The sequence below is a fragment of the Clostridioides sp. ES-S-0005-03 genome, from assembly GCF_020658455.1.
GTDB lineage: Bacteria > Bacillota > Clostridia > Peptostreptococcales > Peptostreptococcaceae > Clostridioides.
This window is the reverse complement of the sequence record NZ_JACVWI010000007.1, coordinates 43,134-62,895: the sequence shown is the minus strand read 5'-3', so window position 1 is coordinate 62,895 and position 19,762 is coordinate 43,134. Positions and strand designations below refer to the sequence as shown.

At 29.9% G+C, this 19,762-nt stretch carries 21 protein-coding genes, 2 pseudogenes and 1 riboswitch; of the genes and pseudogenes, 6 read left to right on the top strand and 17 right to left on the bottom strand.

Annotated features, from left to right (window positions below):
- The first annotated feature begins 186 nt into the window (after positions 1 to 186).
- A riboswitch (cyclic di-GMP riboswitch) is annotated at positions 187 to 283 on the top strand.
- Between the two features lie 52 nt (positions 284 to 335).
- Both IC218_RS18150 and IC218_RS18145 read left to right on the top strand, forming a co-directional pair.
- Entirely contained in the window at positions 336 to 512 is a 177-nt protein-coding gene (locus IC218_RS18150; protein WP_227435413.1) for a hypothetical protein, read from the top strand.
- 226 nt (positions 513 to 738) lie between these two features.
- Positions 739 to 939 (top strand): cold-shock protein, encoded by a 201-nt coding sequence (locus tag IC218_RS18145; RefSeq protein ID WP_021384215.1) that lies wholly within the window; start codon positions 739 to 741, stop codon positions 937 to 939.
- 244 nt (positions 940 to 1,183) lie between these two features.
- On the opposite strand, the gene IC218_RS18140 is transcribed toward IC218_RS18145, so the two are convergent.
- From IC218_RS18140 to IC218_RS18110, 6 genes and pseudogenes are all read right to left on the bottom strand, one after another.
- Positions 1,184 to 1,483: a hypothetical protein gene (locus tag IC218_RS18140; protein ID WP_227435422.1), complete on the bottom strand. Its 300-nt coding sequence runs from the start codon at positions 1,481 to 1,483 to the stop codon at positions 1,184 to 1,186.
- A 32-nt stretch (positions 1,484 to 1,515) separates the two neighbouring features.
- Positions 1,516 to 1,815, bottom strand: coding sequence for a hypothetical protein (locus IC218_RS18135; protein WP_219674377.1), 300 nt, complete (start codon positions 1,813 to 1,815; stop codon positions 1,516 to 1,518).
- Positions 1,816 to 2,109: 294 nt separating this feature from the next.
- Positions 2,110 to 2,592 (bottom strand): jacalin-like lectin, encoded by a 483-nt coding sequence (locus tag IC218_RS22310; RefSeq protein ID WP_413926650.1) that lies wholly within the window; start codon positions 2,590 to 2,592, stop codon positions 2,110 to 2,112.
- A 45-nt stretch (positions 2,593 to 2,637) separates the two neighbouring features.
- A pseudogene (locus IC218_RS22305) lies at positions 2,638 to 3,738 on the bottom strand (DUF6765 family protein); the annotation flags it as partial.
- A 250-nt stretch (positions 3,739 to 3,988) separates the two neighbouring features.
- Positions 3,989 to 4,803: pseudogene (locus tag IC218_RS18120) on the bottom strand (N-acetylmuramoyl-L-alanine amidase).
- A 3-nt stretch (positions 4,804 to 4,806) separates the two neighbouring features.
- Complete coding sequence (locus IC218_RS18110) at positions 4,807 to 5,049, bottom strand: hemolysin XhlA family protein (RefSeq protein WP_227825102.1); 243 nt, start codon at positions 5,047 to 5,049, stop codon at positions 4,807 to 4,809.
- Positions 5,050 to 5,356: 307 nt separating this feature from the next.
- Here IC218_RS18110 and IC218_RS22300 point away from each other — a divergent pair, with 307 nt between their 5' ends.
- The 3 genes from IC218_RS22300 to IC218_RS22290 all read left to right on the top strand — a co-directional run bounded on the left by IC218_RS22300 (position 5,357) and on the right by IC218_RS22290 (position 6,239).
- Positions 5,357 to 5,542: an Arm DNA-binding domain-containing protein gene (locus IC218_RS22300; RefSeq protein ID WP_413926646.1), complete on the top strand. Its 186-nt coding sequence runs from the start codon at positions 5,357 to 5,359 to the stop codon at positions 5,540 to 5,542.
- Positions 5,539 to 5,871 carry a hypothetical protein gene (locus IC218_RS22295; RefSeq protein WP_413927337.1) on the top strand — a complete coding sequence of 111 codons (333 nt, stop codon included), beginning with the start codon at positions 5,539 to 5,541 and terminating at the stop codon, positions 5,869 to 5,871. Before IC218_RS22300 ends, IC218_RS22295 begins: the two co-directional genes overlap by 4 nt.
- A gap of 113 nt (positions 5,872 to 5,984) precedes the next feature.
- Entirely contained in the window at positions 5,985 to 6,239 is a 255-nt protein-coding gene (locus IC218_RS22290) for a tyrosine-type recombinase/integrase (RefSeq protein WP_413927199.1), read from the top strand.
- 81 nt (positions 6,240 to 6,320) lie between these two features.
- Here IC218_RS22290 and rlmD read toward each other — a convergent pair whose 3' ends face one another.
- The 3 genes from rlmD to IC218_RS18090 are packed head-to-tail and all read right to left on the bottom strand — an operon-like array spanning position 6,321 to position 8,760.
- The gene (gene rlmD, locus IC218_RS18100) at positions 6,321 to 7,676 is read right to left on the bottom strand and encodes a 23S rRNA (uracil(1939)-C(5))-methyltransferase RlmD (protein ID WP_227483381.1); all 1,356 of its coding nucleotides are present in this window, start codon (positions 7,674 to 7,676) and stop codon (positions 6,321 to 6,323) included.
- Between the two features lie 32 nt (positions 7,677 to 7,708).
- A complete protein-coding gene (locus IC218_RS18095; RefSeq protein ID WP_227435435.1) occupies positions 7,709 to 8,431 on the bottom strand; it encodes a pseudouridine synthase in 723 nt (240 codons plus the stop codon).
- Positions 8,431 to 8,760: a DUF1904 domain-containing protein gene (locus IC218_RS18090; protein ID WP_227825101.1), complete on the bottom strand. Its 330-nt coding sequence runs from the start codon at positions 8,758 to 8,760 to the stop codon at positions 8,431 to 8,433. Before IC218_RS18090 ends, IC218_RS18095 begins: the two co-directional genes overlap by 1 nt.
- A 203-nt stretch (positions 8,761 to 8,963) precedes the next feature.
- Between IC218_RS18090 and fba the strand changes: the two genes are divergently transcribed.
- Positions 8,964 to 9,890, top strand: coding sequence for a class II fructose-1,6-bisphosphate aldolase (gene fba / locus IC218_RS18085; RefSeq protein ID WP_227483382.1), 927 nt, complete (start codon positions 8,964 to 8,966; stop codon positions 9,888 to 9,890).
- A gap of 147 nt (positions 9,891 to 10,037) precedes the next feature.
- Here the strand turns inward: fba and IC218_RS18080 are convergent, their stop codons facing one another.
- The 8 genes from IC218_RS18080 to hadA form a co-directional block, all read right to left on the bottom strand.
- Positions 10,038 to 11,669: a sigma-54 interaction domain-containing protein gene (locus IC218_RS18080; protein ID WP_227435441.1), complete on the bottom strand. Its 1,632-nt coding sequence runs from the start codon at positions 11,667 to 11,669 to the stop codon at positions 10,038 to 10,040.
- Between the two features lie 477 nt (positions 11,670 to 12,146).
- Positions 12,147 to 13,184: an electron transfer flavoprotein subunit alpha/FixB family protein gene (locus IC218_RS18075; protein WP_227825100.1), complete on the bottom strand. Its 1,038-nt coding sequence runs from the start codon at positions 13,182 to 13,184 to the stop codon at positions 12,147 to 12,149.
- Between the two features lie 18 nt (positions 13,185 to 13,202).
- Positions 13,203 to 13,988, bottom strand: coding sequence for an electron transfer flavoprotein subunit beta (gene etfB, locus IC218_RS18070; RefSeq protein ID WP_227435445.1), 786 nt, complete (start codon positions 13,986 to 13,988; stop codon positions 13,203 to 13,205).
- 32 nt (positions 13,989 to 14,020) lie between these two features.
- Complete coding sequence (gene acdB / locus IC218_RS18065) at positions 14,021 to 15,154, bottom strand: putative isocaproyl-CoA dehydrogenase AcdB (protein ID WP_227435447.1); 1,134 nt, start codon at positions 15,152 to 15,154, stop codon at positions 14,021 to 14,023.
- Positions 15,155 to 15,201: 47 nt separating this feature from the next.
- Positions 15,202 to 16,329 carry a (R)-2-hydroxyisocaproyl-CoA dehydratase subunit beta gene (gene hadC, locus IC218_RS18060; protein ID WP_227435455.1) on the bottom strand — a complete coding sequence of 376 codons (1,128 nt, stop codon included), beginning with the start codon at positions 16,327 to 16,329 and terminating at the stop codon, positions 15,202 to 15,204.
- Complete coding sequence (gene hadB / locus IC218_RS18055; protein ID WP_169468259.1) at positions 16,329 to 17,555, bottom strand: (R)-2-hydroxyisocaproyl-CoA dehydratase subunit HadB; 1,227 nt, start codon at positions 17,553 to 17,555, stop codon at positions 16,329 to 16,331. The genes hadC and hadB overlap by 1 nt, the downstream gene beginning before the upstream one ends.
- Positions 17,556 to 17,569: 14 nt before the next feature.
- A complete protein-coding gene (gene hadI / locus IC218_RS18050) occupies positions 17,570 to 18,370 on the bottom strand; it encodes a 2-hydroxyisocaproyl-CoA dehydratase activator HadI (protein WP_227435457.1) in 801 nt (266 codons plus the stop codon).
- 38 nt (positions 18,371 to 18,408) lie between these two features.
- Complete coding sequence (gene hadA, locus IC218_RS18045; RefSeq protein ID WP_227435459.1) at positions 18,409 to 19,608, bottom strand: isocaprenoyl-CoA:2-hydroxyisocaproate CoA-transferase HadA; 1,200 nt, start codon at positions 19,606 to 19,608, stop codon at positions 18,409 to 18,411.
- Between the last annotated feature and the right edge of the window lie 154 nt (positions 19,609 to 19,762).

The window sequence follows — 19,762 nt, the reverse complement described above, 5'->3', positions numbered from 1 at the left end:
GTCTAACTTAAACTAATAATAGAAGCTTTTTAATACAAAAACTACAGGTAAAATTTTACATATATTCTACTATTTTAGTTTGTTTTTATATATAAAAAATACTATTCATATTTATAAACTTATTCAATTTTCAAACACATATGTTGAATAATAACTAATTACATTGTATTATTAAATTGTAGAATAAAACTAAATAGGCAAAACTAGAGAAATTTAGTGACGCAAAGCTATAGGGGCTAAGACTTGTAAAATATCTTATAAGTTATGTCAGCCAGTTGCCAAAAAGATATTGTTCTTTTTGTTTTTATGAAAGTTTTTTAGGGGGATAATAATATATGTTTAGAGATAAAATGGATAGATGTACACACATGTTGACTGCATATATTGGTAGTTCATATGATTATTGTGATTTTATAGATACACAGTTAGATGATTTTATATTAGAGTATGGAGAAAATGTAGTAGAAAATTGCTTACATCAAGTGATGGTATTGGTAAGTAAGTATAATTAAATAGATTTTGTTTTCTAGAGAACCCTTTTTAGTTTTATCTACATTTCTATTAATATATACCAATATAAAACGCTCAAATATATTTTTAATATTAAGAATAACCAAAAATGTTAACTAAAAAATATAATTAAGTAGACATTTCTATTAATCTATGATACAATAGTATTTGTGTTAATACACAATTAAATCAAGTATATCTTGATATAGGTTAATAGGAGTATTTTTAATGAATAATGGAATAGTGAAATGGTTTAATAATGAAAAAGGATTTGGTTTTATATCAATAGAAGGTGGAGATGATGTATTTGCTCATTTCTCAGCTATACAAACTTCAGGATTTAAATCATTAGAAGAAGGTCAACAAGTAAGCTTTGATATAGTTAAAGGTGCTAGAGGTCCTCAAGCAGAAAATATAACTATATTATAATATATAGATTTTTCGGGAAAGACTCTTTTAGGGTCTTTTTTTATTGCTAGTATATATAAGATAATTATTGATGAAAAAACAAGGTTATTTGGAGAAATGAAAAAAGCACTCCCCAACATGAGAGTGCTTAATTGCAGCTATAGAAGTGTATTGGTAGTACACTTCTATTTTTTTTATTATATCACATAAAAGTAACTGTATTAATAAAATTTACATTTTACAGACACAGTTACTTTAATTTAATCTATTTATCTTCCTCTTTTAATGTCGGATTTAAAAATACTGCACCATGATTGTATTGCTTGTCCTCAACAATTACATAAACACGATTTGTATTTCTTGAGGATGTTATTTTAAGTTCTAAATTAATATTATCAGTTGGCAACACTTCAACTTCATAATTATCTACATTGTTGTTTGTGATATTATTGAATGTATTACCATGGCGTTCAAAAAAAACCTCGCCAACTATTACAAAATATACATCTTCTTTTTTACTATTTTCAACCTCTATAGTATTTTGTTGAGTTATATTTAGTCTCATTTTGTGACTCCTCACTAGATTAATATTTTTTATTATCTGTGTGTATGTGTATAATTATGTATCTCATTAATATGAGTAATTATTGCTTTATTGTTTTCTTCGCAAGATAGAGGTTTAAAAACAACAATCTCTGCTAAAAAACTTCTTGGATTTTTGGTAACTAAAGTAGCATTACAAATAAAGCTATAATTCATCCCAGCTACAATTTGAGTAGAAACAATAAGCGGTTCATAATCAACACCTTTTAACATTCCTATAGCCTCGTTAAATATTTCTAAATTTTCTTTTTCTACTACTTTAAAATCTGACCATCCACCACACAAAGTATTCATAAAAAACCTCCTAATATGTATATTCGACTTATATTCATAATAATATTAATATTCATAATTTTCAATACTTTTGTATAACTAGTCATTGAAAAGGCATAAGTGGACAAATAGATGCTATTTATATAAAAAGACAACAAAAATATTTATATTTTTTATTTGATGAATTACTTACAAGAACTCTAATATATGTAATATTTTTATATTTACCCTCATATAGGAAACACTCTCATTATAAATGTAAAATATTATGTTATTTTCTTAAGTATAAAATAACAACAGTTAATTAATCTGTAGTTATTTTGTACTTGCAATTCCCAAACAATCTAAATATCGCTTGTTAGTTTCTGATTCTAATTTACGTATTAAATATGAACCTTGAAGCGCAAAAATTTGTTTACCTGCAAGTGGTTCTAGAGTAAAAGTCCCATATGATTTAAACATAGTTTCACACCCTGCTGTTATCGTTTTTCCTTTTTTGGTTAAAAAGGTTATTTTTCCGATTGTTCTAGTTGGTGAATTAGGATACGGTTCTCCACCTTCATATAATCCTACTGAACCACTTATCTTAATTATATAGTCATCAGCATCTAAAACCATAGATGTTTCATTTCCTCCTAATGCTTCTCCGTGTACTGGCGTCTTATATTTTCCATCATATACAAATTGTATAGAATCAGCTATATAAGCTCCTCTAAGTATAATTTTTGTTACTCTATTTTTATTTTTAGCAAATTGGGTATCATCAAAAGTTTTAAATTCACAATATTTACTACACATTTCTTCTAACGGTACTTCTTTTTCCTCTAAAAAGTCAATTACATAGTCTACATGTTTTTTTGCAACCAAATTAAAATAATAATAATCTGTCTTTTCTTTATTAGAAGATTTTATAAATTCATTTTTCCATTTATTCTTATCAAATTTATCTAAAGAACTATATCCTAAAGCTTTTATTGCTTTTTCCCATGCATCTGACTGGTCATCTTTTCTAGTTATTATTACTTTTGTAACTTCTGTTTTCTGATTTTCTGTTAAACTCTCATATTGATTTAGACTAAAATCAGTACCATTCTTAATACACTTTAGTGCATATACCATTTGACAAAATGCTTTAAAGAAATTATCTTGATTATTTTTTTGTATCTTCACTTTATCATCAGTACAACTCCAATTTGGAATATATCTGTAATTAAGATATCCATAATCTGGTATATGACCCATTCTTCCATGCCCAAGATATGCAATTCCTTCATATCCACCAACATCAGGAGTTCCTGTGAAATTAATAGAATGCCAACCATTATTACGATACTCTTCTGCTTTAGTCCATTTAGTTTCTTCTATGTATTTGCTCTCTTCAGCAATAAATTCTTTAACATCATTAATATACCATTCTGGCTTACCAATAAAATACATATGTGCCCATGTATCAGCAAGTACATGCATTCTCATACCAATAAATTGTAACTTATATTCTTCAGTATTATGAAAATAGATTAGGTCATTTATAATAGCTGACACAGTTTCACTATTTAGCAAACACATCAATCTAAATTTCTGTTCATCTCCATCTTTAAACTTCCAGTTTGTTGTAAGACCTTTGCTTTCCTTAACACCATTATAGTTGTATTGTTCATTTAAATTCCCAGGTAAAAAATGAAATGGTATCCACACTATCTTTATTTAATTCAAACTGTCAATATTCCATTTATAACCCCATGAAGTAAAATCTGCATAATATTTTTCAAATTCTGAATTAGTCTGTATTGTAGGAAATGTAAAGTTTACATCATCAAGAATCATACTTTTACTCGATTCATCTACATATTGTGCAGCATAAGCGATTGTATTTGACTCATTATCATCATAACCTGTTATCTTGGCTGCAAGATATGTCCCATAATAATGAAAATCTAAATTCATAAAATCACCTCTTAATTTTATTTTTAAAAATAAATCTATGTAAATTTATTTATATAGATTTACCTTCAACAATATACAAAATATTATAAATATTCAATACTTTTTTGCATAACTGGTCATTAAAAGCGTATAAATAGCCAAAAACATATTCTTATAATTTTAATAAATACATTTATAATAAAAGCAGATAAAAAGAACTTTGATATACATTCTTTTTATCCTCACACATGTTTAAATAAATACTTAAAACTTACAATATTTCTTTTACAAACTCTCTAGCCTTATCCATTGTAGACCACACATCATTGTCATATATCTGAGTAAACTTTTCTCCTGTGGTCTTACTCATTTCTTTCATCTTATTGCAAGTTACTCCACCAATTACATGCAAATTTTGTGTTTGATGCGGCTTATAGTCTTTTATGTCTACTACTAAATACCTTTCTTTTGACCTCTTGTAATATAGTCCTAAGATGTCTGCTGATACCTTATCATCACCACTGTACACTATTGTGTGTTTATACATTTTGCCCACCTCTACATTATTTATAGTTTTATTCAATACGCCTTCTACAATTAATTTGGCCATTCCTTCATCCCCAAGTTTCTTAGCCTTCTCATAATCCTCTTTATTGTCACAGAAGAAACTTTCAATTAATATGGCTGTAGGCTTGGAGCTATTTAAAATATATAATCCTTTGTCTAATTTAGCACCTCTATTTTTGAATACTGTGCCTAGTTTCTTACATATTCTAGTTGCATACTCTAGACCTTTATTACTATAATATAGCACCTCTGAACCTTTTCCTTGACCATTACTTGCATTTAGATGTAACTCTATGAGTAAGTCATATCCCACATTTTATACGACTTTTCTTCTGTTTTAGTTTTAAACTGCTTTTCGGGGCAGATTATTACATCCACCTTATGTCCTTCTTTTCTGAATGTATCTGCTAATATTGGTGCAAGAGATTTATTATATTGATACTCGTTAACTAATCCATCAGCAGAAGTACATGCGCCACTTTTTAAAATACTGTGTCCTACTGTAATACATATTTTCATTATTTATTTTCCTCCTAAAAATATTCCTTTCTGTATTGCAAATATAAAGAACCCTACAAGTGTTGTAATCATTGTCCCAATCAACCACTTTAACATACTTGTAAGTAAGTTTAAGTTCTCACATAATGCTTTTAACTCTGCTTTAGATTCTATATTCGCTATCTTTAATTCGTCTATTTCTTCACCATGTTTATTTATTCTTGTTTCATGTCTTTTTAAATCTGCGTTGAAAAGTTCTTCATTCATGTAAGCCTCTTTATTTTTTATATAAAAAAAAGACTTAGGTTTAATTAAGTCCTTTTTTAATATCACTGGTTCTTCATTGCTTAAATTGACTGGCATATCTTTATTACTAGTTCTTTAGTTGCTAGATTTATAGACTCTATATACTACTTACTTATGTGATATTTATGGTAAAAAAGAAATGGAGAAAAGAAATAAGAAAAATTTATGCTAGTTAAAATACAATGAACAATTCAAATATATATTTTTTAGAATATATTTAATTGATCTAATATAGTTAGAGTATTTAATTTTGAGAGGAGAAAAAATTATGAAAGGTGGAATAAGAAAACGTGGTGAAAAATGGTATTATTACTTTGACTTAGGGACTATTAATGGTAAAAGAAAAAAGATAGAAAGAGTTGGTGGCAAAACTAAAAAAGAAGCCGAAAAAGCGTTAAGAGATGCTCTAAGCGAGTTTGAAAATGAAGGTCAATTATTTCAGATAATGAAATGAGCTTCTCTGACTTCTTAGATTTTTGGTACAAAGAATATGTTTTATTAAATTGTAAATATGGTACACAAAAAAACTATGGAAAAATTATAAAAAATCATTTAAAACAGGATTTAGGAAAATACAAACTAAAAAATCTTAATCCTGCTATATTGCAGAAATTTTTAAATGATAAGTCAAAATTTGGTCTTAGCAAAAATTCTATCAATAATTTTTATGGTGTTTTAAGTGGAGCTCTAAAATCAGCCGTATATCCATTTAAATTTATAAAAGAAAATCCTATGCAATACGTACATATGCCTAAAATGCAAGAAAATAAAAAAATGATTTAAAAATTATAAGTTTAAAAGATTTTAATAAAATCTTAGAAAGATTCCCACAAGGCTCTAGTTTCTACATTCCTTTACAAATAGCATTTAATACTGGAATGCGTGGTGGCGAAGTAATGGGTGAGCATGTAACAACAAACAGTTTAAAATATTTGAGCAGAGTCGTGAATTACGAACTTGGCATAGATTTTAATTTTCATAGTTTAAGACATACACATGCTACTATGTTATTGGAAAACGGGGCTAATATAAAAGATATACAACATAGATTAGGACATGCTAAAATAGCTACTACTATGGATACATATTCTCATGTTACTAACAAGATGAGAAATCAAACTGTAGATATTTTTGAAGGTATTGTAGAATAAATTTGCCACCGAAATAGAATTACGGTGGCAAATCGGTGGCAAATCCACCTTTATAACATCATATAAACAGCTATAACCCTGTTATTCTCTAATAAGTTTAACTACAGTTTCGCAATGTGGAGTATTTGGGAACATATCCATACACTTGACCAATTTAATCTCATAACCATAACTCTTAAAATCAACCAAATCAACAACCAAAGACTTAGGATTACAAGAAATATAAACAATCTCCTCCGCACCAAATCCACAAATATCCCTAATAGCATCCTTATGAATCCCTGGTCTAGGAGGGTCAACAATAATTAAATCAGGCTTATCCTTTAAATCTTTAACAACCTTAGCAACATCTCCAGCAATAAACTCACAATTAGTAAGTCCATTTAACTTGGCATTCTCATTAGCCGCAGCAACAGCTTCTTCAACTATTTCAATACCATACACCTTCTTAGCTGCACCAGCCATAACCTGTCCAATAGAGCCAGTCCCACTATATAAATCAAATACAACCTTATCATTGTAATTTCCAATAAAATCTCTGGCAATACTATAAAGAACCTCTGCTCCTTTAGTATTGGTTTGGAAAAATGAAAATGGAGAAATCTTAAATTTAAGCCCTAAAATTTCCTCTTGTATATAATCTCTTCCATATAAAACTCTTAACTCATCACATTGAACAGCATCTGCTAGACCATCATTAATAGTGTGAAGTACACCTACCAACTCAGCTTTTAAATTAAGTTCTAAAAGCATGTCCTTAAATTCATTCATATTAAAATCTTCCTGAGAAGAAGTAACTATATTAACCATAATCTCATTAGTATAAATCCCTTTTCTAACTACAAGATGTCTTAAATATCCCTTGTGATTCATTGTTCTATAATAAGGAAGATTTTTTTCATTGAAAAATTCTACACTAGATACTAATACTTTTGAGAAGTCTTCATCAACTAACATACATTCTTCAACAGTTTGTATATCTATATGCTTTCCTTTTTTATGAAGTCCTAATGTTAAAGGTCCATTTTTTACTTCATCTCCAAAAGTATATTCCATTTTATTTCTATAGTACTTGTTTTCAGGACTTCCTTCTATTCCCAAAAACTGAAACCCAAATAAGTCTTGCTTTAAAAATAAATCCATAACTTGTTTTTCTTTTATTTCTAATTGCTTTTCATATGGCACTGATAGTAATGTACATCCTCCACATTCTCTAAAGTGCTTACAAGGTGTTTCGGTTTCAAGAGGTGAATATTCAAGTAACTCCATCATCTTAACTTCTGCTTTTTTGCTTCTAACTTTTTTAACAGCAGCTTTTACCTTTTGACCACTTATTCCGCCCTTCATATGGATAACTCTATCTCCAACTTGGCTTAAGGATGTGCCTCCAAACTCCATTTTATCTACTTCAAATTCTATAATATCCTTTTTCTTCACAAATTCTCCTCCAATTTACTATAGTGTCTTTATTATCTTTCTTCAATCAATTTTACTTCTTCATCTGTTAACTCTCTATATTCGCCTAACTCTAAGCTTTCATCCAACTTTAAATTACCCATAGACAATCTTTTTAAGTATACTACTTTTTTATCTACGCTTTCAAACATTCTTTTAACTTGGTGAAATTTACCTTCATGTATTGTAAGTTCTATCTCTGATTCCTCATCACTCTTTAATATTTTTAACTGAGATGCCATAGTTTTGTACCCATCATCAAGTACTACTCCTTCTGCAAAAGCTTCTACATCTTTTTCAGTCACTATCCCATCAATTTTTGCATAATAAGTCTTAGGCACATGCTTCTTAGGCGATAAAACTCTGTGAGAAAGCTTCCCATCATTAGTTAGAACTAACAATCCCTCTGTGTCTTTGTCTAATCTTCCAACAGGGAATGGCTCAAATGCTAAGTATGATACATCAATCAAATCTAAAACTGTTGGGTCGTATTTATCTGTAGTTGCTGATATATATCCATCTGGTTTATTCATCATTAAATATATATATTCTCTATAGAAAACTTCTTCTCCATTGAATAATATTTCATCGTTTTCAGTATCCACTTGAGTCCCTGGGTTTGAAACTTCACTTCCATTTACTACTACAGAACCTTGCTTACAATATTTCTTTATCTCACTTCTACTTCCATAACCTAAGTTTGAAAGAATTTTATCTATACGTTGCTTCTTAGCCATTAAAAATGTTCTCCATTCTCATAATATTTTTCTTTTTCAAATAATGTAAATGCTAAATCCATACTTTCAACATCTAAATTATTTCTTATACTATCAGTTATTATTCTTGCTACTGTATCTTGTACTTCTTGTCCTCTATCAAACCATGCTATCTCAACAAAAGGATACACTTCTGCTATTTTACCATCTCTTATTGCAACTGATTTTATACATTCTATCTCAAAGTAATCTCTTGGACATTTTACAGCTTCAACTAAATCATCTATCATTTTTTCACTTATTTTACATATATCATTTTCATGAATTCCTCTTATCTTTATCTGTGGCATATTGACTCCTTTATTTAACCCTTCTTTATTTTAATTCTTCCTAAATTGTTTCTATTCTTTATTATTCTGCCTAATCCTATTATCTTCTATTTAACATTATACTTGTAATTTATAGTTATTACAATTTACTATGTACTTTTTTTGATTTAACGTTATAATATAAGTGATGGGTAAATTTTAAAAGTTAATAGGAGGAGTTTAAAATGGCATTAATTAATACAAAAGAAATGTTTAAAAAAGCTTACGAAGGTGGATTTGCTATAGGTGCATTTAACATAAGTGACTTAGAACAATTACAAGGTGTTTTAAAAGCTGCTAAAGCTAAAAATTCTTATGTTATGATACAAGCTTCTATGTCAGCTGTTAAATATGCTGGACCTCATACTTTAGTTGAGATGGTTAAAGCTGCTTCTGATGAAATAGGTGTAGATGTAGCTCTTCACTTAGATCATGGTCCAAATATGGATGCTATTAAAACTTGTATTGATGCTGGTTTCTCTTCAGTTATGATAGATGGATCTCATTTTGACTTTGAAGAAAATGTTAAAATAACTAAAGAAGCTGTTGAATATGCACACTCTAAAGGTGTTGTTGTTGAAGCAGAACTTGGTGTTTTAGCTGGAACAGAAGATGATGTTACTTCTGATGTTCATAAATATACTCAACCTGCTGAAGCAGTTGAATTTGTTGAAAGAACAGGAGTTGATTCATTAGCAATAGCTATAGGAACTTCTCATGGTGCTTTCAAATTCAAAGGAGAAGCTAAATTAAGATTCGACATACTAGAAGAAATCCAAAGCAAATTACCAGGTTTCCCAATAGTTCTTCATGGTGCATCTGCTGTTGACCAAAACGCTGTTGCTACATGTAATGAATTTGGTGGAAATATAGCTGGAGCTAAAGGCGTACCTGTAGACATGTTAAGAAAAGCATCTTCTATGGCTGTTTGTAAAATAAACATGGATACTGACTTAAGACTAGCTATGACTGCTGCTGTTAGAAAATTCTTAGCTGAAAATCCAAAAGAATTTGACCCAAGAAAATACATTGGTGCTGGTAGAGATGCTATACAAGCTGTAGTTGAAAGTAAAATAGATGATGTTTTAGGTTCTGCTAACTCTATAAACTAATATAACTTTTAAATATTTATAAAAGAAAAGAGATGACTTAGAGTAATTAAATTTATTTCTAAGCCATCTCTTTTAAGTTGTATATAGGTTATGTATTTAAAAATATATTTTTTTATAAAATTAATTAATATAGCATATAATTATCTACTAAACACGAATATATCCGCTTTTTATCTTTCTATGTATTGTAGAAGGATATATGCCTATCACTTCGGCTGCCTTTGTTATTGAACCATATTTATTTATAGCCTTACTTATCATTATTTGGTCTACCATTTTATATGCATCATTCAGATTCATAATTCCATTTACCACTATTGGTGATAAATCATTTGATTCGTTATCAATCATATCCAGATTTATAAGCATATTAAATTCATCTTCTCCAATTACGTTTTTGGCTGATAATACTACAAATCTTTCAATAATATTTTTTAACTCTCTTATATTTCCTGGCCAAGAGTATTCTTCCAATAATTCAATAACCTTAGGTGAAACTTCTACTTCTCTATTGTACTTATCATTATAAAGTTTTAGGAAGTAGTCCACTAATGGAACTATATCTTCTTTTCTCTCTCTAAGTGGTGGTATCTTTACTGGAATAACACTCAATCTATAGTATAAATCTTGTCTAAATTTAAGGTTGTTTCTAAGGTCCTCATGAGAAATATTAGTGGCACTTATATATCTAACATCTATCTTTATAGGTTTACTCCCACCAATTCTAGTAATTGTGTTTTCTTGTATAACTCTAAGTAATTTTTTTTGCATTTGCATTGGCAATTCACCTATTTCATCCAAGAATATAGTTCCACCATTTGCTTCTTCAAAAAGTCCTTTTTTACCCTTTTTCTTAGCTCCAGTAAAAGAACCTTCTTCATATCCAAAAAACTCTGATTCTAATAATTCATTTGGTATAGCCCCACAGTTTATAGCTATAAAAGGCTTTTCCCTTCTTGAACTATACTTATATATTGTCCTAGCTATAATTTCTTTTCCTACGCCTGATTCTCCATTTATAAATATAGAAGAATCTGATGCTGCAGCTCTTTTGACAACTTTTTTTATATTGTCCATAGTCTTACTTTGACTTATATACTCTGTATCTTCTGATACATCACTATATCTTATCTGAGATTCAAGTTTAATAACCCTTGATATATCTCTACCTGTAAGTACTCCTCCTGTAAGTTTTCCTTTTGAGTCCCATATTGGAACGGCTGTATAAGCGATAAGCTTTCCATCAGGATAAACAATATTTCTATAAATCTTTTTCTTTACCTTAAGCATATTTAATATTATTGGTTCTTCAACTAACCCCTGTCTGACAAGATCTGTTATATTTCTACCAAGTACTTCAGTTCTTTTAAAAGGTAAAATCTCATCACTGACAGTATTCATCTTTTCAATTACCCCATCTTTGTTAAATACAACGACAACTTCATCTATATGTTCTATTATATCCTCAACTATTTTGTCAGATATTACAGACTTCTCAAATAAATAAACTATGTTATTTTCATTATCATTATCTTTCATATTATAAATATGTGCAGTCATTCTTAATTCTCTAAAAGCTATTTTCTTTTTATTATTCACCAGTATATCTTTTTTGTCAAAATTTGAATCTAATTCATTTATATTTTTAGGTCTTTTTATATCGAGAAAGCTAAAAATATTATCTATTAGATGATTACAGTATATTATTTCGCCTGACTCTTTGCATAAAATAACTGGATTTTCTACATGTTCTATAAGCCCTATCAAATTATTATCCATCAATATTCGCACCTTTCATTAAGTAATTTATTGAACTACATACAAAATTTATTGTTTGCTTACAATAAATACTATTAGCACATACAACCAACTCCTTATTTGTCTTTTTTTAATATCTTGCTTCATTAAAATACAACTTACAGATAATTTTAATGGTCATAGTTTGTTAAAAATTTCATTTTGCTTTTAATTGTATTTTATCACATATTCGGTAATTATTTGTCTGTTTAACACAATTTAATTAAAATTAGTGCTTATTTTTGAAAATAAAGATAATCCTTATAGAATATGACTCACATTTTGTAAGTAATATACATATAAGGATTATCTAGATATCTTGTATTATAAAATTTTATTCAAACAGACTCTTTAATAACTGACAAATACAATTTAGTAATAACCATATTATGTAATAATATTTATGTTACTAACTAATAAGGCTTATTTCATCAGTAATATTTAGGTACTTGTTACCTATTAAGCTTTTATAGCTTCTAATAAATCATCAACGCTATCTAATTTATCTATAAGCATTGGAACTATTTCATGTAAGTCACCAACTACTCCATAATCAGCAATTTCTAATATTGGAGCTGCTGGGTTTTTGTTTATAGCAATTATGAAATCTGATGATTGCATACCTGCTAAATGTTGTATTGCTCCTGATATACCACAAGCTATGTATAGGTTTGGTTTAACAGTAGTTCCTGTTTGACCTACTTGGTGAGAATGGTCTATCCATCCAGCATCTACAGCTGCACGAGAAGAACCAACTACTCCACCTAATTTGTCAGCTAATTGTTTAAGCATTTTAAATCCTTCAGGTCCACCTAATCCTAGACCACCTGATACTATAACATTTGCATCTGTAAGAGATACTAAATCTTTTTTACTCTTAACTGTTTCTAAAACAGTAGTTCTTATATCATCTTGAGTTATTTTGTAATCTAATGCTATAACTTCACCAGTTCTTGTTTCGTCTTTTTCAGCTTTATCCATAACTCCAGGTCTAACTGTAGACATTTGAGGTCTATGGTTTGGACAAATGATTGTAGCCATTATATTTCCACCAAATGCTGGACGAGTTTGTTTTATTTTCTTATCTTCTGGGTCTATTTCTAGTTTAGTACAGTCTGCTGTTAATCCAGTTCCTACTCTTGAAGCTATTCTAGGTGCTAAGTCTCTACCTATATGAGTTGCTCCGAAAAGCATTATTTCTGGTTTTATTTCATCTATTGCATCTTTTATTACTTTTGTATATGCATCAGTTGTATATTTTTCTAAAAGAGCATCGTCTGCAACATAAACTTTATCAGCTCCATAAGAAATTAATTCTTTAGCTAATCCATCAACATCTTTTCCTAATAATACTGCACAAAGTTCTGCATCTACTTCTTTAGCTAATTTTCTTCCTTCTCCTAATAATTCGATAACTACTGGAGTTATTTTTCCATCTCTTTGCTCTGCAAATATCCATACGTTTTTATAAGAACTTAAATCTTTTATATCATTCATAGTTTGTACTCCTCCAACTTATATAATGTGCTTTTGTTTTAGACCTATTATTATTTTGTTAGCTATTTCGTCAGCTTTACCTTCTAAGATTTCTCCTTTTCCTCTTGGCTCAGGAGTAAATGATCTAAATACTTTAGTTGGTGATGCTTTTAAGCCAACTTCTTCTTTATTTACGTCTAAATCATCAATTGTCCAAACTTTTACATCATGTTTATATGCTTTAACTATTTTATCAACAGACATATATCTAGGTGCATTTAATTCTTTTACTGCTGTTAAAAGTACAGGTGTACTTACTTTAATTAATTCATATCCATCTTCTAATTGTCTTTGAACTATTATGTCTTTTCCTTCTATTTTGAAGTCTTGTACATATGTAACTTGAGGAATGTTTAATTTTTCTGCAATTTGTGGTCCAACTTGTGCAGTATCTCCATCTATTGCTTGTCTTCCTGCAAATATTATATCATAGTCGCCTATTTTAGATATTCCTGCTGCGATAGTATTTGATGTAGCCCAAGTATCAGCTCCTCCAAATGCTCTATCACTTAATAATATTGCATCATCAGCCCCCATAGCTAAACACTCTCTTAGCATAAAATCTGCTTGAGGAGGTCCCATTGTTATAACTGTTATAGTTACATCATCATGCTCATCTTTAATTTTTAATGCTTCTTCTAATGCATTTGCATCATCTGGGTTTAATATACTTGGAACTCCATCTCTTATAAGAGTACCTGTTTCTTTATTTATTCTTACTTCGTTAGTATCTGGAACTTGTTTTACGCAAACTAATATTTTCAAAGTCTATACCTCCAATTTCATTAGATTATTTATTATTTTAATACGTTTGATGAAATTACCATTTTTTGAACTTCTGATGTTCCTTCGTATATTGATACGATTCTAGCATCTCTATACATTCTTTCGATTTCATAATCTTTTATGAATCCATATCCACCGTGAAGTTGTAATGCTTTATAAGCAACTTCATTTGCAACTTCTGCTGCATAGTATTTAGCCATTGCAGATTCTTGAGCAACTCTCATTCCTGCATCTCTCTTTTGTGCTGCATCATAAACTAATCCTCTAGCTGCACAAACTTTTGTTTCCATATCAGCTATAGTAAATTGAGTATTTTGGAATTTAGCTATAGGCTTACCAAATTGAACTCTTTGTTTTGTATATTTAACAGCTTCATCTAAAGCACCTTGAGCAATTCCTAGAGCTAAGGCAGCAACACCTATTCTACCTACTTCTAAAGTACCCATTGCTATTTTAAATCCATTACCTTCTTTTCCTATAAGGTTTTCTTTTGGAACTTTAACATTTTCAAATATTAAGTCAGAAGTTTCAGTTCCTCTTATACCCATCTTATCTTCATGAGCTCCTGTTGAGAAACCATCCCATTTGCTTTCTACTATAAATGCTGATGTTCCTCTAAGACCTTTAGATCTATCTGTAACTGCTATTACTATAGCTATATCGCAGAATGGTCCATTAGTTATGAAAGTTTTTCTACCATTTAATATGTAGTGGTCTCCTACTAATTCTGCTGTAGTTTGTTGTCCACCAGCATCAGAACCAGCTCCTGGCTCAGTTAAACCAAATGCTCCTATTAACTCACCTGTTGCTAAACCTCTTAAGTATTTTTGTTTTTGCTCTTCAGTACCATTGTAAAGTATTGGTAATGTAGCAAGAGAAGAACCAGCTGTAACGAAAGTAGCTGTTGAAGCACATCTTCTAGCTATTTCTTCCATTATGATAGCGTAAGAAACATATCCTGCTCCCCCACCACCATATTCTTCTGGGATATTACTGCTTATAAATTTTGTTTCAGCTAATTTTTTGATTAATTCCTTAGGCATTACACCTGTTTTATCCATTTCTGCTGGTAAAGTATCTAATTCTTTACTAACAAAATCTCTTACTGCTTTTCTTAAAAGTTCTTGCTCTTTGTTATATAACATAGCTTCCTCCAATTTTCATATTTTATAGTAAATTTATTTTAATGAACTTAAGCTAAACTCATCATCTCAGCAAAAGTTTGAATACGAGTTCTTGCTTGTTCATTATTCTGAGTTTGTTGGTCGATTTCAACATATAAAGTAGGTATTCCACTATCTTCTATATCTTTCTTAACTAAAGGATAATCGTATTCTTCTGGGTCACAGAATTTCATCATACAGAAGATAACACCATCTACATCTTTCTTTTTAACTTCATCTACTATAAGTGACCCACGTTTTTTCTTAGGGTCATAAGCTAATGAACAACCTTCTATGTTTGACCATTGTCTTGCTAATCTTTCTAATGCATCATCACCTGCAGGCACATCTGTTCTGAATTGTCTTGTTTCTTGAGCTAAATCATCAGCTACTACTGCTATATTATTGTCTTCTAAAATATCTAATATATCTTTAGAATCTGCTAATATACCTGTCAATAAAACTTTCTTTCCAGAACAGACTTCTTCTGGCATTGTGTTTAATTTTGCTATTAAATCTTTTACTAATTTAGTGTGTTCTTCTTTTCTCATAAAGAATCCACTTTTAATTACTAAGCTTCTTATTGATGGTTTTATAGTATTAGAATGTTTATAAGCTACTTCAACAAAGTCTCTCATAGTTTTTCTATGTTCATTGTAAATTTCTATACTTTCATGAATTTTTGCTTCTTCTATTTCATAACCACATATTTCTTCAAGTTCTCTTTTTACACCTTTGTATTCACTGATTAGGTATTTTACACCAGCTTCAAGTTTTCTGTTTTGTGGGTGTACTAATGATATATATTTTATGTGAGGTACTGCTGATTTCCAGTTTTGTCCTAAACAAATTAATGTGTCACACATACCTGGTATGATAACTCCAGATAATTCATCATATGCACCTTTTAATCCATACTCTAGACATGATTGCATTATTGAACATGCAAATGCAGGGAAATATTGTTTAGCTAAATCTAATTCTGTTTGTCCTCCCCATATACCAACTGGAAGCATTCCAGCTGCATGTATAATTTCTTCTGGGCAATAAACTGGGAAACAACCTATAGCTTTTTTACCAGTTGCATTTTTATATTCTTTTACAGCCTTATTTGGATTTTCAACTACTTCTTTCATTTTAGATAAAATAGCTTCCATTATATCTCACCTCTATTAAGTTTTTTTCTTTCTTCCATTACTTCAACTAAACCTTGAATTCTTGTTTCAAATTGAGCATTAGTAAAGGCTCTAGGGTCAGCTTGGTCACCATCAAATCCAGCATATGGTAATCCAGTTTCTTCAGCTGCTCTTCTTTGCATTTCATATTGTATTAAACTCATAAGTTTACAGCTTCTGTTCATATGATAGAATGCTCCATCACATTTACCCTCTACTAAAGAATCAACTCTATATTTTGTCATACGGTCTAAGTTTACATTGTTAAACATAGTACTGTATGCTACTGCCATTCCATCTAAATCATTAACTTCATATTGTAATGCCCAAGCATGTGGATAAACACTACCTGTCATATTAACTCCAAATTTAGCTAATGTTTTCATTTTATATCCAATATATGGCCAGCAAGGTATACCTTCCATCATTATTCTATACTTTTCTTCTCCTCTGAAAGAAGATTTTCCAGTTTTCATATTATCTTCTAACTCTTCTATAAGTAATTTAAATGCTTCTGTAGTTTCTTTTTTACCTCTAGCACAAACTATTACAGCCATATAAGTAAATAAATCAAATCCATTCATTGGTGAAGGAGAAGAATCTGCTGGTAAACTCATAGAATATTTCCATAGTCTTCCGTTCTCAGCTGATACTTTCATTACTTCTTCAAATTTCTTAGGGTCAAATTTCTTTCCTGATATAATTTCTAACTGTTTTATAGCCTCTTCAAATTGAGCTTTTATATAGTCTATTCTAGATTGAGTTACTTCATCTTCATTATTGAAAGTTGTATCAATCATTATTAAAGGTATATCTAATTCTCTTGAAATATTTTCATACCATTTTATAACTTGATTACATATATTATTACAGCAAAGTAGGAAATCTGGAGCTGGCATATCTAAAGCTTCACATCCACCATTTTCTAAAAGACCAAAGTTTGTTCTTGCATATGCACATAGGTCGATAGAATATCCTTTAGATTCAGCCATTTCACATAATTCTAAAGAACCTTTTTTAGCCGCTACCCCAGCTGCTTGATTTTCTGGATATAATACATTTAAGTCAAATACTTCTGCTAACTCTTGAGGAAATACTGATGTTGACCAACCTACAGGTCTTCCTTCTTCTTTAGCTTTAAATGCATTTGCATATTGTTCAGCTAATAAATCGTTTATTACTACTCTAGCTTCTTTTTTTTCAGACATTGTCATCCCTCTTTTTATATATTTTTCACTTCTTTTTGTGATTCTTTTGCTTCATCAAAAGCATATAATGCTGCTCCTAAAGCACCAGTTAATTGAGGTATATCAGGTACAATAATTTCTGTATTGATTTCTCTTGCCATAGCTCTTACAATTCCACTATTTCTGGCAACTCCACCAACCATTACTACGTTTCTTTGTACTCCTATTCTTTTTGCTAGGCTAGAAACTCTCTTTGCTACTGAAGTGTGAATACCTGCTACTATATCTTCAATTTTTGCATTTTCTGATAAGTGTGATATAACTTCAGATTCTGCAAACACTGTGCATGTACTACTTATTGATACTTCATTTTGAGAATTCATAGATATACTTCCGAGTTCAGATACATCAACCTCTATTATTTTTGCCATTACATCTAAAAATCTTCCTGTACCTGCAGCACATTTGTCATTCATAAGAAAGTTTAGTAATCTTCCATTCTTATCTAGCTTTAGTACTTTAGCATCTTGACCACCTATATCAATAATGGTTCTTGTTTCTGGAATTATGAAGTTTACTCCTCTAGCATGACAACTTAACTCACTTATCTGTTTGTCAGCATCAGAATATTTCATTCTCCCATATCCTGTAACTACTATTTTTTCAATGTCTTCTCTTCCAAGACCTGACTCACTGTATAATTTTTCCAAAACTCTTGATGGTCCAGTAGTCCCAGTACCAGAAGATATCGTAGCTGAAGCCACAATATCCTCTCCATCTTTTAAAATTACTCCCTTTGATGCAGTTGAACCTATATCTAATCCCATTGTATACATCTTTAGTATTCTCCTTTCCCAAAATCTAGAAATACTAATTAGTATCTTACAACTTTATCTTCTTTTAAGTTATTTATTTTTGATTCGTCATATCCTAAAGTTTTTAATACTTCTATAGTATGTTCCCCTACTTTTGGTGCTGGTGTATAATCTTTTATTCCTTCATTTCTAAACATAACTGGAGTATTAACTAAAACACCTGTATTTCCACTATCATATGTCTTCTTAAATAAGAAGTCATTTGCCCAAGCTTGTTCATCATCTAGTAAATCTTCACAGCTTTGGATTTTTTCAAATGGTAAGTCTGCTTCTTCTAATAAAACTGACCACTCATCTAATGTTTTTTCTAACATAGCTTCTCCAACTATCTTAACTAAATCTTCAATGTGATTAACCATTGAATCTATGTTGTTGTATCTATCATCTTCTAATATATATTCTCTATTTATAACCTTACAGAATTTGCCTAACCATTTATTGTATTGTATTAAAGCTAATTGAATCCATCTTCCATCTTTACATTTATATGTAGTCATTAATGGGCTGTTTGGATTTTCTCTTGATAAAGGCATTTCATTTCCATATTGTGCTGTTGTTATCATTGTTCCCATTCCATATATAGCTGTATGGAAAAGACTTACTGTTACTCTTTCACCTACACCAGTTTTTCCTTTTTTATGTAATGCTGCTAAACTTCCTGCTGCTAATGCTAAACCTGCATAGTGGTCACCAAATCCTGCTGCTGTATTTGCTGGAGATGTCCCTTTTTCCATTACAGATTGGCTAACTCCTCCTCTTGCAAAGTATGCAGTATAGTCAAATCCTGGTTTATCTTTTAAAGGTCCTTTTTCACCATATCCTAATATTTGAGCAAATATTAGTCCTGGATACTTATCTTTTATTTGGTCATAAGCTATACCCATTTTTTCTAATGCTTGAACTCTAACATTAGTTACAAATATGTCTGCTTCTGATATTAATTTATGTAATATTTCTATTCCTTCTTTTGATTTTATATTAATACTTACACCCTTCTTATTTCCATTTTCTAATTCAAACATAGGGTTTTCATCATCTGATGCTGGAGATTTAAATGTTCCACCCATAACTCTTATTCCATCACCTTCTATAGGCTCAACTTTAATAACATCTGCACCCCAGTCACCTAACATTTTTGCACAACATGGTGCTGCGATGAAACTTGAAAGTTCTACTACCTTAACTCCTTCTAAAAGCATAACGTTTTCCTCCTTAATAGTATCAATTATAAAAATTCAATTAAATCACATATAAAGTACTTTTTTCTGATATTAACTATTTGATGTCAAAGTTCCTAATCTTATTGAGATAACTTATAAAATTATTAAAAGTTATAAATGATTATTTTTTATA

Excerpts from the sequence above, each read along its gene's own strand:
- IC218_RS22290 (WP_413927199.1), top strand. The coding sequence starts at position 5,985 with ATGGGTGAGCATGTAACAACAAACAGTTTAAAATATTTGAGCAGAGTC.
- acdB (WP_227435447.1), bottom strand. The coding sequence starts at position 15,154 with ATGTTATATAACAAAGAGCAAGAACTTTTAAGAAAAGCAGTAAGAGAT.
- IC218_RS18090 (WP_227825101.1), bottom strand. The coding sequence starts at position 8,760 with ATGCCACAGATAAAGATAAGAGGAATTCATGAAAATGATATATGTAAA.
- IC218_RS18135 (WP_219674377.1), bottom strand. The coding sequence starts at position 1,815 with ATGAATACTTTGTGTGGTGGATGGTCAGATTTTAAAGTAGTAGAAAAA.
- IC218_RS22300 (WP_413926646.1), top strand. The coding sequence starts at position 5,357 with ATGAAAGGTGGAATAAGAAAACGTGGTGAAAAATGGTATTATTACTTT.
- IC218_RS22295 (WP_413927337.1), top strand. The coding sequence starts at position 5,539 with ATGAGCTTCTCTGACTTCTTAGATTTTTGGTACAAAGAATATGTTTTA.
- hadB (WP_169468259.1), bottom strand. The coding sequence starts at position 17,555 with ATGTCTGAAAAAAAAGAAGCTAGAGTAGTAATAAACGATTTATTAGCT.
- IC218_RS18145 (WP_021384215.1), top strand. The coding sequence starts at position 739 with ATGAATAATGGAATAGTGAAATGGTTTAATAATGAAAAAGGATTTGGT.
- fba (WP_227483382.1), top strand. The coding sequence starts at position 8,964 with ATGGCATTAATTAATACAAAAGAAATGTTTAAAAAAGCTTACGAAGGT.
- hadI (WP_227435457.1), bottom strand. The coding sequence starts at position 18,370 with ATGTATACAATGGGATTAGATATAGGTTCAACTGCATCAAAGGGAGTA.
- IC218_RS18095 (WP_227435435.1), bottom strand. The coding sequence starts at position 8,431 with ATGGCTAAGAAGCAACGTATAGATAAAATTCTTTCAAACTTAGGTTAT.
- IC218_RS18140 (WP_227435422.1), bottom strand. The coding sequence starts at position 1,483 with ATGAGACTAAATATAACTCAACAAAATACTATAGAGGTTGAAAATAGT.
- IC218_RS22310 (WP_413926650.1), bottom strand. The coding sequence starts at position 2,592 with ATGTGTAGTAAATATTGTGAATTTAAAACTTTTGATGATACCCAATTT.
- hadC (WP_227435455.1), bottom strand. The coding sequence starts at position 16,329 with ATGGAAGCTATTTTATCTAAAATGAAAGAAGTAGTTGAAAATCCAAAT.
- IC218_RS18150 (WP_227435413.1), top strand. The coding sequence starts at position 336 with ATGTTTAGAGATAAAATGGATAGATGTACACACATGTTGACTGCATAT.
- IC218_RS18075 (WP_227825100.1), bottom strand. The coding sequence starts at position 13,184 with ATGAATGATATAAAAGATTTAAGTTCTTATAAAAACGTATGGATATTT.
- IC218_RS18080 (WP_227435441.1), bottom strand. The coding sequence starts at position 11,669 with ATGGATAATAATTTGATAGGGCTTATAGAACATGTAGAAAATCCAGTT.
- hadA (WP_227435459.1), bottom strand. The coding sequence starts at position 19,608 with ATGCTTTTAGAAGGAGTTAAGGTAGTAGAACTTTCAAGTTTCATCGCA.
- IC218_RS18110 (WP_227825102.1), bottom strand. The coding sequence starts at position 5,049 with ATGAATGAAGAACTTTTCAACGCAGATTTAAAAAGACATGAAACAAGA.